This window comes from Collimonas sp. PA-H2, assembly GCF_002564105.1.
Classification (GTDB): Bacteria; Pseudomonadota; Gammaproteobacteria; order Burkholderiales; family Burkholderiaceae_D; genus Collimonas.
Genome location: NZ_PDBX01000001.1, coordinates 1008408 through 1020478 on the forward strand (window position 1 = coordinate 1008408; position 12071 = coordinate 1020478).

13 protein-coding genes and 1 tRNA gene are annotated in these 12071 nt (G+C 59.7%); 10 read left to right on the forward strand and 4 right to left on the reverse strand.

All coding sequences use genetic code 11. The features are described from left to right. Positions 1 to 81: 81 nt before the first annotated feature. Positions 82 to 2064 (reverse strand): acetate--CoA ligase, encoded by a 1983-nt coding sequence (acs, locus tag BCF11_RS04550; protein WP_098493686.1) that lies wholly within the window; start codon positions 2062 to 2064, stop codon positions 82 to 84. Positions 2065 to 2207: 143 nt separating this feature from the next. Between acs and BCF11_RS04555 the strand changes: the two genes are divergently transcribed. From BCF11_RS04555 to BCF11_RS04575, 5 genes are all read left to right on the forward strand, one after another. Further along, positions 2208 to 3104: a DMT family transporter gene (locus tag BCF11_RS04555; protein ID WP_098493687.1), complete on the forward strand. Its 897-nt coding sequence runs from the start codon at positions 2208 to 2210 to the stop codon at positions 3102 to 3104. A gap of 119 nt (positions 3105 to 3223) precedes the next feature. After that, on the forward strand, positions 3224 to 3838 hold the full coding sequence (locus BCF11_RS04560) for a YqhA family protein (RefSeq protein WP_098493688.1): 615 nt from the start codon (positions 3224 to 3226) through the stop codon (positions 3836 to 3838). Positions 3839 to 3913: 75 nt separating this feature from the next. Further along, positions 3914 to 5452: a fumarate hydratase gene (locus BCF11_RS04565; RefSeq protein ID WP_098497323.1), complete on the forward strand. Its 1539-nt coding sequence runs from the start codon at positions 3914 to 3916 to the stop codon at positions 5450 to 5452. Positions 5453 to 5464: 12 nt separating this feature from the next. Then, a complete protein-coding gene (murI, locus tag BCF11_RS04570) occupies positions 5465 to 6331 on the forward strand; it encodes a glutamate racemase (RefSeq protein WP_233212368.1) in 867 nt (288 codons plus the stop codon). A gap of 100 nt (positions 6332 to 6431) precedes the next feature. Continuing rightward, positions 6432 to 6507 (forward strand) — tRNA-His (locus BCF11_RS04575). 182 nt (positions 6508 to 6689) lie between these two features. Here the strand turns inward: BCF11_RS04575 and BCF11_RS04580 are convergent. Beyond that, positions 6690 to 7382 (reverse strand): aspartate/glutamate racemase family protein, encoded by a 693-nt coding sequence (locus tag BCF11_RS04580; RefSeq protein WP_098493690.1) that lies wholly within the window; start codon positions 7380 to 7382, stop codon positions 6690 to 6692. A 61-nt stretch (positions 7383 to 7443) separates the two neighbouring features. Between BCF11_RS04580 and BCF11_RS04585 the strand changes: the two genes are divergently transcribed. Further along, positions 7444 to 8814 (forward strand): PLP-dependent aminotransferase family protein, encoded by a 1371-nt coding sequence (locus BCF11_RS04585; protein WP_098493691.1) that lies wholly within the window; start codon positions 7444 to 7446, stop codon positions 8812 to 8814. Between the two features lie 105 nt (positions 8815 to 8919). Here BCF11_RS04585 and BCF11_RS04590 read toward each other — a convergent pair whose 3' ends face one another. Continuing rightward, positions 8920 to 9768, reverse strand: a complete 849-nt coding sequence (locus BCF11_RS04590; RefSeq protein WP_098493692.1) for an aldo/keto reductase — start codon at positions 9766 to 9768, stop codon at positions 8920 to 8922. Positions 9769 to 9822: 54 nt separating this feature from the next. Then, positions 9823 to 10218, reverse strand: a complete 396-nt coding sequence (locus BCF11_RS04595; protein WP_098493693.1) for a DOPA 4,5-dioxygenase family protein — start codon at positions 10216 to 10218, stop codon at positions 9823 to 9825. 130 nt (positions 10219 to 10348) lie between these two features. On the opposite strand from BCF11_RS04595, the gene BCF11_RS04600 reads away from it, so the two are divergent. From BCF11_RS04600 to BCF11_RS04615, 4 genes are all read left to right on the forward strand, one after another. Further along, positions 10349 to 10777, forward strand: a complete 429-nt coding sequence (locus BCF11_RS04600) for a VOC family protein (RefSeq protein WP_098493694.1) — start codon at positions 10349 to 10351, stop codon at positions 10775 to 10777. Positions 10778 to 10860: 83 nt separating this feature from the next. After that, positions 10861 to 11433, forward strand: coding sequence for an RNA polymerase sigma factor (locus BCF11_RS04605; RefSeq protein ID WP_233212369.1), 573 nt, complete (start codon positions 10861 to 10863; stop codon positions 11431 to 11433). Between the two features lie 18 nt (positions 11434 to 11451). Beyond that, positions 11452 to 11763, forward strand: a complete 312-nt coding sequence (locus BCF11_RS04610; RefSeq protein WP_098497324.1) for a hypothetical protein — start codon at positions 11452 to 11454, stop codon at positions 11761 to 11763. After that, the gene (locus BCF11_RS04615) at positions 11756 to 12052 is read left to right on the forward strand and encodes a 4Fe-4S dicluster domain-containing protein (RefSeq protein WP_098493696.1); all 297 of its coding nucleotides are present in this window, start codon (positions 11756 to 11758) and stop codon (positions 12050 to 12052) included. The genes BCF11_RS04610 and BCF11_RS04615 overlap by 8 nt, the downstream gene beginning before the upstream one ends. The last annotated feature ends 19 nt before the right edge of the window (positions 12053 to 12071 follow it).

Below are 12071 nucleotides of genomic sequence, written 5' to 3' on the forward strand. Positions count from 1 at the left end.
TCAAGCCGCCCACTTTCATGGATTTGCCGGCAAAGCCGCAGCATCCTCCTGCAACTTCGCCCAACTTGACAAACCCGCGAACTATTGGGTTTCCTTGAGCTGCTCCAGGATCGCTGGATTTTCCAAAGTGGAAATATCCTGGGTGATTTCCTCCCCTTTCGCCAATACCCGCAGCAAACGCCGCATGATCTTGCCGGAACGGGTTTTCGGCAGGTTGTCGCCGAAGCGGATTTCCCTGGGCTTGGCGATCGGGCCGATTTCCTTGGCGACCCAGTCGCGCAACTCCTTGGCGATCTGCTTGGCTTCGTCGCCGGTGGGGCGGCTGCGCTTGAGGACGACGAAGGCGCAGATGGCTTCGCCGGTGGTTTCGTCCGGCTTGCCGACTACCGCGGCTTCGGCCACCATCGGGTTGGCGACCAGCGCCGATTCGATTTCCATGGTGCCCATGCGGTGGCCGGAGACGTTCAGCACGTCGTCGATGCGGCCGGTGATGGTGAAGTAGCCGGTGTCCTTGTTGCGGATGGCGCCGTCGCCGGCAAGATACAGCTTGCCGCCGAATTCAGGCGGGAAGTAGGCGCTCTTGTAGCGTTCCGGATTGTTCCAGATGGCGCGGATCATGGAAGGCCATGGACGTTTGACCACCAGGATGCCGCCGACGCCGTCCGGCAGTTCATGCCCTGCTTCATCGACGATCACCGCCTGGATGCCTGGCAGCGGCAAAGTGCAGGAGCCCGGCACCAGCGGCGTCGCGCCCGGCAGCGGCGAGATCATGTGGCCGCCGGTTTCGGTTTGCCAGAAGGTGTCGACGATGGGGCAACGCTCGCGGCCTATGTTCTTGTGGTACCACATCCAGGCTTCCGGATTGATCGGCTCGCCGACCGTGCCCAGCAAGCGCAGCGACGACAGGTCGTATTTGGAAGGATGGATGTTCTGGTCGGCGTCGGCGGCCTTGATCAGGGAACGGATCGCGGTCGGCGCGGTGTAGAAAATGGTGGCCTTGTGCTTTTGCACCATGTCCCAGAAACGGCCGGCGTTGGGGAAAGTCGGCACGCCTTCAAAGATGATCTGGGTGGCGCCGACCGCGGTCGGGCCGTAGGCGATATAAGTATGGCCAGTGATCCAGCCGATATCGGCGGTGCACCAGTAGACATCGTCGGGCTTGATGTCGAACACCCATTTCATGGTCAGCGCCGCCCACAGCAGATAGCCGCCGGAGGAATGCTGCACGCCCTTCGGCGTGCCGGTCGAGCCGGAGGTGTACAGGATGAACAGCGGATGTTCGGCGTCGACCCATTCCGGTTCGCACACATCGGCTTGCGCTGCCACCAGCTCGTGCAGCCAGAGGTCGCGCCCGGCGACGAAATTGATGTCGCCGCCGGTGCGCTTATAGACCACTACGTTCCTGATGGTGTCGCAGCCACCCAGCGCCAGCGCATCGTCGACAATGGATTTGAGCGGCAGGCGCTTGCCGCCGCGCGCCTGTTCGTCGGCGGTCAGCACTGCGACCGCGCCGGCGTCGATGATGCGTTCCTGCAGAGACTTGGCGGAGAAGCCGCCGAACACCACCGAATGGGTGGCGCCAATGCGGGCGCAGGCTTGCATCGCCACTACCCCTTCAACCGACATCGGCATGTAGATGACGACGCGGTCGCCCTTCTTGATGCCCAGCGATTTCAAGCCGTTGGCGAACTGGCAGACTTTCTGGTGCAGTTCGCGATAGGTGACCTTGCTGACATCGCCGCCGTCGGTTTCAAAGATGACCGCGACCTTGTCGGCGTTGCCGTTAGTCAGATGGACGTCGAGGCAGTTGTAGGAGACGTTCAGCTGGCCGTCGTCGAACCATTTGTAGAACGGCGCATTGGATTCATCCAGCACCTTGGTGAAGGGCTTGTGCCATTGCAGGTTTTCACGGGCCAGGCGGCCCCAGAAGCCCTGCTCATCCTGCTCGGCTTCGGCGGCCAGGGCGCGATAGGCGTCCATGCCGGAAATCGCCGCAGTCTTGGAAAATTCTGCCGGGGCCGGAAAAATGCGGGTTTCCTGGCCAAAGGTTTCGATGTTCGCCATGCTGTCTCCTGCTTTAATAGTTGAAGCTAAACATAAACTTTTACACTTACTCAAGCCTTACGTGCTCTCACGCACAGCAATGCTAGCGCTACCAGAGCGCCACAATCGGATATCATCGCACATTCAGCTTATTCCTACAGCCCATGCATCACACAAAATCCTACGTTTACCTGGCATTGGCCATGATGCTGGTGGGCGCCAATATCGGTTTCGGCAAGGCTGTCATCGCCGTCGTGCCGGTGCTGGTGTTCGCCCTGCTGCGCTTCGTGATTGCCGTGATCGTGATGGCGCCGCAGTTCTTCAAAGCGGCGCCGCGCCTGGCGCGCCATGAATGGCTGACCTTGTTCGGCCAGGCTTTCTTCGGTACCTTCCTGTTTACGCTATGCATGCTGTACGGCGTGCAGCACACCACCGCTACCGCAGCGGGCGTGATCACCAGCACCTTGCCGGCGGCGGTGGCGATCTTGTCGCGCCTGATCCTCAAGGAGAAGCTGCAAGCGCGCACGCTGGCCTCGATCGTGCTGGCGATCGCCGGCATCGCCGTGCTCAACCTGAGCAAGAGCGATAGCGGCGACAGCGGCGGCACTCCGCTGGTGGGCAACCTGTTCATCATCGCCGCGGTGCTGTGCGAAGCCACCTATGTGGTGCTGTCCAAGCGCCTGGCGCAAACCCTGTCGCCGCTGCGCATCACTGCCTACAGCCATCTGTTCGGCTTGCTGCTGATGCTGCCCATCGGCCTGACGGCCGCCCTGTCTTTCGATTTCAGCGTGGTCACTGCCAGCATGTGGCTGCTGATTATCTGGTATGCGGTAGCGGCCAGCGTGATCGTGTTCTGGTTTTGGCTGACCGGCACCAAGCATGTGCAAGCCAACGTCGCCGGCATCTTCACCGCCCTGATGCCGCTGGCGGCGGCCTTCATCGGCGTGGTGTTCCTGCATGAGAGCCTGGGCTGGGCGCATTTCGTGGCGCTGGCGCTGGTATTGACCGGAATCGCGGTGGCCAGCTGGCCGCGGTCCGTGAAAGCGGTGCAAGAAGTGTAAAATAGCGCGCTTCGGCTATTGCGCCGCTATCGCATCGTAATGGCAGCGCGTTATTGCAGCTCGTTGTTGCAACAACGGTTACAAAATTAATATCACCATCGCCACACCAAACAATACCAATGAGCAATACTCCAACTTCCCCGGTCAAAAAAGCCATAGGCGTCCTGCCGAACCTGATTTTCATGAGCCGCTGGCTGCAATTGCCGCTGTATCTCGGCCTGATCCTGGCGCAGTGCGTGTATGTGTTTCATTTCTGGGTCGAACTGACCGACCTGATCGGCGCGGTGTTCGGCAATGCGGCCTCGCTGGACCATATCCTCGATGTGGTCACTATCGAGGGCGCAGTGCGTCCGACCAAGCTGACCGAAGCCACCATCATGCTGGTGGTGCTGGGGCTGATCGACGTCGTCATGATCTCCAACCTGCTGATCATGGTGATCGTCGGCGGCTATGAAACCTTCGTCTCGCGCATGAACCTGGAGAGCCATCCCGACCAGCCGGAATGGCTGTCGCACGTGAATGCTTCCGTGCTGAAGGTCAAGCTGGCGATGGCGATCATCGGTATTTCCTCTATCCATCTGCTGAAGACCTTCATCAACGCCAACGCCTATGACGTCAAGACGCTGATCGCCCAGACCGGCATCCACATCACTTTCCTGCTGTCGGCGCTGGCGATCGCCTGGTGCGACCGCATCATGACGGCGACCCAGGCCCAGGCCAGCCAGGACCACTGACATTAACCGCATTACCCTTTTGTATTTTTCTGACAGAGCATCTTAAAGAGATACGCCATGACCACTCTAGCCACCCTGACCACGATCAAGCAAGAAGATCTCATCGAGTCGGTAGCCGCTGCGCTCCAGTACATCAGCTACTACCATCCCGTCGACTACATCCAGCACCTGGCGCGCGCCTACGAGCAGGAACAGAATCCTGCCGCCAAGGACGCGATCGCGCAGATCCTGACCAACTCGCGCATGTGCGCCGAAGGCAAGCGGCCGATCTGCCAGGACACCGGCATCGTCAACGTCTTCCTGAAGATCGGCATGGACGTGCGCTTTGAAGGCTTCAAGGGCTCGATCACCGATGCGGTCAACGAAGGCGTGCGGCGCGGTTACCTGAACCCGGACAACATGCTGCGCGCCTCGATCGTGGCCGATCCGCAGTTCGAGCGCAAGAACACCAAGGACAACACGCCAGCCGTGGTGCACATGGAACTGGTGCCGGGCAATACGGTAGATGTGCAGATCGCCGCCAAAGGCGGCGGTTCGGAAAACAAGACCAAGTTCGTGATGTTGAACCCTTCCGATTCGCTGGTCGACTGGGTCATGAAGACGGTGCCGACCATGGGCGCCGGCTGGTGCCCGCCGGGCATGCTCGGCATCGGCATCGGCGGCACCGCCGAACGGGCGATGCTGATGGCCAAGCAAGTGTTGATGGAAGATATCGACATGTACGACCTGCTCAAGCGCGGCCCGCAAAACAAGACCGAAGAACTGCGCATCGAGCTGTTCCAGAAGGTCAATGCGCTCGGCATCGGCGCTCAGGGACTAGGCGGCCTGACCACCGTGCTCGACGTCAAGATCATGATGCACCCGACCCACGCGGCGTCCAAGCCGGTGGCGATGATCCCGAACTGCGCGGCGACCCGCCACGGCCACTTCGTGCTGGACGGCTCCGGCCCGGCCTATATGGAACCGCCATCGCTGTCGGAATGGCCGGAAGTGCACTGGGTGCCGGACACCGAGAAATCGAAACGCGTCGATTTGAATACGCTGACGAAGGAAGAAGTGGCCTCGTGGAAGCCAGGCCAGACTCTGCTGTTGAACGGCAAGATGCTGACCGGCCGCGACGCCGCCCACAAGCGTATCCAGGAGATGCTGGCCAAGGGCGAAAAGCTGCCGGTCGATTTCACCAACCGCGTGATCTATTACGTCGGCCCGGTCGATCCGGTGCGCGACGAAGTGGTTGGCCCGGCCGGCCCGACTACTGCAACCCGCATGGACAAGTTCACCGACATGATGCTGGAACAGACCGGCCTGATCTCGATGATCGGCAAGTCGGAACGCGGCCCTGTTGCAATCGAATCGATCAAGCAGCACAAATCGGCTTATCTGATGGCAGTCGGCGGCGCCGCTTACCTGGTATCGAAGGCGATCAAGTCGGCGCAAGTGCTGGGCTTTGCCGACCTCGGCATGGAAGCGATCTACGAGTTCGACGTCAAGGACATGCCGGTGACGGTAGCGGTCGATTCCAACGGTATCTCGGTGCACAACACCGGACCGAAGGAATGGCAGGAAAAGATCGCGCATGCAGCGCTGTCGAAAATCCCCGTGACCACCATCTGATCCGTCAAATCCATGACAGCCAGCAGTAACTCCATGCCGATGGCGCCCAGCGCGCCCATCGGCATTTTCGATTCCGGCATCGGCGGCTTGTCAGTGCTGCGCCACATCCACCAGAACCTGCCGCACGAAAACCTTTTATATTTCGCCGATTCCGCCTACGCGCCTTATGGCGACAAATCGGAAGCGGCGATTTCTGCGCGCACACTGGCAGTGACAGAATTCCTGTTGCAAAGCGGCGCCAAGGCGCTGGTGGTGGCCTGCAACACCGCGACCACCGCCGCCATCAAGGCAGTGCGCGCGGCCTACCCGGCGCTGCCGGTGATCGGCATCGAGCCCGGCCTCAAGCCGGCCGCGGCGCAAACCCGAAGCAAGATCGTCGGCGTGCTGGCGACCAAGGCCACCGTGTCTAGCGCCCGCCTGCTGGCGCTGCAGGAACAGATAGTCGCCGCCAGCGGCGTCCGCTTTATCCTGCAGCCCTGCGTCGGCCTGGTCGACCAGATCGAAAAAGGCGAACTGCGCTCGCCCCAGACCGCCCTGCTGGTGCGGCGCTATGTGGCACCGCTGCTGGAACAGGGTGCGGATACGCTGGTGCTGGGCTGCACCCACTATCCTTTCATCCGTCCGCTGATCGAAAACGTGGTGCAGGAATTGGGCAGCGGTCCGGTAGCCATCATCGATACCGGCGACGCCGTCTGCCGCCAGCTGGCCAGGGTCTTGGATGAAAACGGTCTGCTGCAAACGCAGGCAGGTCCCGGCAGCGTTGCCGCCTTTGCCACCGGCAGCCCGTCGATGATAAAAACGACATTTGCCAGCCTGTTGCAGCTGCATCCACCGGTGTCGCAAGTGGCAACGATCGCCCTGCCGGAAGGAATATCGTAATTCTGCATTATTTGATTTGCCAGGCAGCAGGTTAGTTTGTATAATAGCCAGCTGCCTTACTGCTGAACAAGTAGTGAGGTGTTGCAGAAGTAATGCAATGGTGGCTGTAGCTCAGTTGGTAGAGTCCAGGATTGTGATTCCTGTTGTCGCGGGTTCGAGTCCCGTCAGCCACCCCAAAGAATTGAATGAAATCAAATAGTTAGCTAGATGTTTGATTTTCACATCGTGAAATTGGCAACAAAATCACGATTTCACAACGAAGCCCGTCGCCATGACGGGCTTTTTTGTTTTGCCCTCGCTTCATATATCTATTTCCCAGCCCGGAGAGCCTGATTTAGGCCAAACCTTGCTGACGGCTTTACTTCAACGCCGCGTCAATCGCCGCATCGCAATGCAACTGCGTAGTATCAAAAATCGGCAGTGAGACGTCGCTGGATTTGATGAGAAGCATGATTTCGGTGCATCCGAGAACCACCCCTTCCGCGCCGTCGGCCTGAAACGAGGCGATGATGCGTTGATACTCTCTCCGGTCGCTCTCATTTATCCGGCCATGACAAAGTTCGTCGTAGATGATCGTGTGGACGCGCAGCCGGTCCGCCTCGTCCGGAGTGATGACATCGAGGCCGAATTTTTCTCGCAGGCGTCCCTTGTAAAAATCCTGCTCCATGGTGAAACGTGTCCCCAGCAAGCCCACACGCTTGATCCCGGCGCGTTGGATAGCAGTTCCGGTAGCATCGGCAATATGCAGCAATGGAATCGTGACCGCGCTGTCAATCGCGGCGGCCAGTTTATGCATTGTATTGGTACACAGCACAATGAAGTCAGCGCCGCCTGATGCAAGTTGGCGCGCGGCTGATGCCAGCAGATTTCCCGCGGCGTGCCAATGGCCTGCACGTTGCATCTCTTCTATTTCCTGGAAATTCACTGTCACCATCAAACTCTTGGCATTGTTGTGCGCGCCGAGCCGGGCTTTCACTCCTTGGTTGATCAGGCGGTAATATTCCGCCGACGATTCCCAACTCATTCCGCCGATAAGACCGATCGTTTTCATCTGCGTTTTCCCTTCACTAAAGAACTGCTAGTATGTATGCATTCTTTTAGCGATTGTCTGCATGACAAACTGGCTGCCTGATCTCTCGAAATCCACCGCTCCGGCATACCTGGCGATTGCCGAGGCGATTGCAGTTGCCATTCGTTCCGGGCGCCTACGTACCGGCGATGCCCTGCCCACACAACGATTGCTGGCGGATTTTCTGGGCGTCAATCTGAGTACGGTGACCCGCGCCTATCGCGAGGCAGAAAAGCGCGGTCTGATTGGCGGCAACACGCGCCGCGGGACGGTGGTGCTGGCGCGTGCTGAAGTGGTGACCTTGTTTGGATTGCCGTATCGCGACGACGACAGCTTGATCGATCTGTCGACCAATACGCCGGCACATGACCCGCACGATCGCTCGGTGCAAGACATCATCGGCGAATTGCAGCGCGATGGCGGTCTCGGTCATTTGATGCGTTATCAAAAAGCCAGCGACTGGGAACTGTTGCGCGAATCCGCGGCGAAATGGCTACAGATCAGCGGCCTGCCGACAGCGTCTGAAAACATTGTCTTGTGTGCGGGTGCGCAGCATGCCTTGGCGGTGGCGCTGTCTGCATCGGTAGACCGGATGGACATCGGCGTCGAATGTTTTACCTATCCGGGAATGAAGGCGCTAGCGCGAGAACGCGGCTATCAGCTGCATCCTTTAGACATGGATAACGAGGGCGTAACACCGGCGGCAATATTAAAAGCCAGCAAGAAAGGCTTACGTGTCCTGGTCATTTCACCTACCCTGCAAAATCCGACCGGCGCCACCATGTCGCTAGCGCGCCGCCAGACAATTGCCGATATCGCTATGTCCCGGGATCTGACCATCATTGAAGAAGATGTCTACGGACTGCTGTTGCCGGATGCCCCGCCGCCGCTGGCAACGCTGGCTCCGCTTCATACTTATTACATTACGTCGCTATCCAAAACCGTGATCCCGGGATTGCGGTTTGGAATACTGGCGCCGCCGCCCGGGCATGCGGCACGCTTTACGGATTCGCTGCATACCACGAGCTGGTATTTAAGCCCCTTGACGGCCGAGATCGCCAATCGTTTGATCCGCTCTGGCGCGGCGGCAAAACGCTTGGCCTGGCAGCGGCGCGAACTGCGGCTGCGCAATCAGCTGTTTGATGCCGTGCTGGATGGCACAGCAGATGACGCCGGGAATACGCAGGCATGGGCGCCCCATCGCTGGCTGGCGTTGCCGCCGCCGCTGAACGCCATGGAAATCGTTGCATCGCTTAACGCCAGCGGTATCCGTGTCGTTGCCGGCGAGGGCTTTGCGATTGGCATGGCAGCGCAACGCCATCAGCATATCCGCATTGCAGTCGGCGCCGCCGCCAATCGCAAGACGCTCAAACAGGTCGCGGCAGTAATGCGCCATGTCTTGGCGGGAGCCTGACTTGCCAAAGGTTGTAAGGGCCCGGCTGCTGCTGGAGGAGCGAAAATCGCCATCGTCCATCAAGACGATTGGGTGGCCCGTTTTCATTCATTGGAACAGCCGCGCCTACCGCATGTCCAGCGGAGCGCCGCGCAGCGGCGGCGGAAAGGCCTGGTCAAGCGCAACAAGGTCCTGCGCCGTGAGCAGGATATCCAGGGCGGCGCGGTTCTCGCGCACATGCGCCGGATTGACCGCCTTGGGAATGACGATCACCTGTTCCTGCTGCAGCAGCCAGGCCAGGGCGATCTGCGCCGGACTGGCGTCGTGGCGCCTGGCGACCGCCTGTAGCTGCGGGTTACCGAGCATGCGCCGCTGCTCGTCGGCGGAGGATTCGAGCGGCGAATACGCCATCACAGGCACGGCGTGTTCGCGGCACCAGGGCAGCAGATCCCATTCGACGCCGCGCCGCTTCAGGTTGTAGAGTACCTGGTTGACCGCTACCTGCCCGCCGCCAGGCATTTCGCTCATTTCCTGCATGCCGGTGCTGTCGAAATTGCTGACGCCGAAGTCGCGTATCTTCCCTGCCTGCTTGAGCGATTCGAATGCTGCCAGCGTTTCCGCCAACGGCACCGAGCCGGGCCAGTGCAGCAGGTAGAGGTCGATATGGTCGCTGCCGAGCCGCCGCAGGCTGCGCTCGCAAGCGGCTTGCATGCCGCGCCTGTCGGCGTTGTGCGGATAGACCTTGCTGACCAGGAAAACCTCGTCGCGCCGTCCCGCAATGGCCTCGCCCACGACCTTCTCGGCGCCACCGTCGGCATACATCTCGGCGGTGTCAATCAGGGTCATGCCAAGATCGAGGCCCAGCCGCAGCGCCTCGATTTCGCGCTTTTTCTGCGCCCGGTCTTCTCCCATGTACCAGGTTCCCTGTCCCAGTACGGGGATGGCGGCGCCTGACGGCAAAAGCAAAGTTTTCATTAGCTGGCCCCTCTATCTTCCATCCGCTGCGATGGTCTGTTCATTGCACACGTGCTAAAAATCGGTTTTGCCGAAACGGGCGACCCCCTTGTTCATGCCTGGAGGATCGAGCGGCGCCAGATCGAGTTCGATCGGCTCTCCTATCCAGCGCGCCAGGCTGGTATGGTCGGCGACGTCGTCATCGGTGAGCGGATGCACCAGCGCCGTCAGCCCCGAGGATTCGATGATGGGAACAATTGCTTCCAGATTGGCTTTTATAAAATGAATTTCAAACTGGGGAATCGGATGCGGGCCGACCTTGCGGTCCCGCAGCTGCCCGACATAAAGAATCGGCGCAGCGCCTGCAGCTTCTTTCAATCCGCTCAGGCGCAGATGCAAAGCTTCGGCGGCTACGCGATCAGCGAGCTGATAGTAGATATGTGCGTGGTAAGGAGCGTTTTTATCATCCATGTTGTTTTCAGTTTGAAGGTTATATGATGAAGCTGCCGTGACTAGCCTGAGACGCAAATCATTTTACAGCGCATTTTGAATCACCTATCCTGTACTTCCCTTCCCCTCAACCAGCCGACGAGGAAATACCATGACTGACAAATCGATTCCCCCATTCCACCTCGCCTTCCCGGTCAACGATCTCGCTGCAGCGCGTGAATTCTACGCCGGCCTGCTGGGTTGTCCGGAAGGCCGCAGCTCTGATGCCTGGATCGACTTCGACTTGTACGGACATCAGATTGTCGCCCATCTTGCTCCCGGCGAAACCGCAATCGCCGCCACCGGCGCGGTGGATGGCAAGAATGTCCCGGTGCGCCATTTCGGCGTGGTGCTGAGCATGACGCAGTGGGAAGCGCTGGCGGAGACGTTGAAGGCTGCGCAAATAAAATTCGTCATCGAACCCTACATCCGCTTCAAGGGCGAGCCTGGCGAACAAGCCACCATGTTCTTTTACGACCCTTCCGGGAATGCACTGGAATTCAAGGCGTTCAAGGATCTGCAGCAGTTGTTCGCCAAATAACCCCCTCCCCGGGCAGCCTCCGTCTGCCGGCATTTAAATCTCCGGCAGATACAATATTTCCGCCTGTGATACGTCTTCACAGTATGGCAACGACGCTGACCCCTGACCTGATGGCTGCATCCGACAAGCAAATCACCGATACCGTCTTGCGCGAAACGGCGCGGCTGCGCAGCTTCATCCGCCAGCGCATGCCGGACGCTAACGAGGCGGAAGACGTGCTGCAGGACGTATTCCACGAACTGGTCGAAGCCAGCCGGCTGCCGCAGCCAATAGAACAGGTCGGCGCCTGGCTGTTCCGGGTGGCGCGCAACCGTATCGTCGACCGCTTCCGCAAGAAAAGGGAACAGCAGCTGCCGGACACGGAACAGCTCGACGACGAGGATAGCGGCATAGCCGAGTTGCTGCCTATGGACAATGCAGGTCCGGAAACTACCTATGCGCGCAGCGTGCTGCTAGCGGCGCTATCCGACGCACTCGATGAACTGCCGCCCAAGCAGCGCGATGTATTCATTGCCCACGAACTGGAACGGCGCAGCTTCAAGGAGCTGGCGGCGGACAGCGGCGAGAGCGTCAACACGCTGCTGGCGCGCAAGCGCTACGCGGTATTGCATCTGCGCCAGCGCCTGCAGGAAATCTATGACGAATTCGATTTGTAATATGAAGGAGAAATGAAAATGGGCGGAAAAAGGAAGTTTCTGAAAATCGCGTTGCTGGTCTTGCTCGGCGTCGCCGTCCTCGGCTGGATCGTGATGTCGCTGTGGAACTGGCTGCTGCCGTCGCTGTTCGCCGGCGTGCAGCAGATCGACTACCTGCGCGCCATCGGCCTGCTGGTGCTGTGCCGCATCCTGTTCGGCGGCTTCCGCGGCCGCGGCGGCTGGCATGGCGGACATCACCGCCAGCGCTGGGAACAGATGACGGAAGAAGAAAGAGAAAAATTCAAGGATGGCATGCGCATGTTCCGCGGCCGCGGTAAGTGGCATGAGTAAGCCGACTGCGGCAAACTGCAAGCAGCTGCCCGGCGTCATCGTGCCGTTGGTGGATTTCAAGCGCTGCGAAGGCAAGGCCGATTGCGTGGCGGTGTGCCCGGAAAACGTGTTTGAAATCCGCCGCATCGACGCCGCCGATTACGAGCCGCTGGGAGCGCTGAATAAATTCAAGCTGCGGGTGCACGGCATGCAGGTGGCTTATACGCCGAACGCCGATGCCTGCCGGGCCTGCGGCCTGTGCGTGGCAGCCTGCCCGGAGAAGGCGATCAGCCTGACGCGCGTGGCTTGATAAGTGCCTCTCAGCAATA

Coding starts and splice junctions, on each gene's coding strand:
- acs (WP_098493686.1), bottom strand. CDS start 2,064: ATGGCGAACATCGAAACCTTTGGCCAGGAAACCCGCATTTTTCCGGCC.
- BCF11_RS04600 (WP_098493694.1), top strand. CDS start 10,349: ATGACTGACAAATCGATTCCCCCATTCCACCTCGCCTTCCCGGTCAAC.
- BCF11_RS04585 (WP_098493691.1), top strand. CDS start 7,444: ATGACAAACTGGCTGCCTGATCTCTCGAAATCCACCGCTCCGGCATAC.
- BCF11_RS04560 (WP_098493688.1), top strand. CDS start 3,224: ATGAGCAATACTCCAACTTCCCCGGTCAAAAAAGCCATAGGCGTCCTG.
- BCF11_RS04590 (WP_098493692.1), bottom strand. CDS start 9,768: ATGAAAACTTTGCTTTTGCCGTCAGGCGCCGCCATCCCCGTACTGGGA.
- BCF11_RS04610 (WP_098497324.1), top strand. CDS start 11,452: ATGGGCGGAAAAAGGAAGTTTCTGAAAATCGCGTTGCTGGTCTTGCTC.
- BCF11_RS04580 (WP_098493690.1), bottom strand. CDS start 7,382: ATGAAAACGATCGGTCTTATCGGCGGAATGAGTTGGGAATCGTCGGCG.
- BCF11_RS04595 (WP_098493693.1), bottom strand. CDS start 10,218: ATGGATGATAAAAACGCTCCTTACCACGCACATATCTACTATCAGCTC.
- BCF11_RS04555 (WP_098493687.1), top strand. CDS start 2,208: ATGCATCACACAAAATCCTACGTTTACCTGGCATTGGCCATGATGCTG.
- BCF11_RS04615 (WP_098493696.1), top strand. CDS start 11,756: ATGAGTAAGCCGACTGCGGCAAACTGCAAGCAGCTGCCCGGCGTCATC.
- BCF11_RS04605 (WP_233212369.1), top strand. CDS start 10,861: ATGGCAACGACGCTGACCCCTGACCTGATGGCTGCATCCGACAAGCAA.
- murI (WP_233212368.1), top strand. CDS start 5,465: ATGACAGCCAGCAGTAACTCCATGCCGATGGCGCCCAGCGCGCCCATC.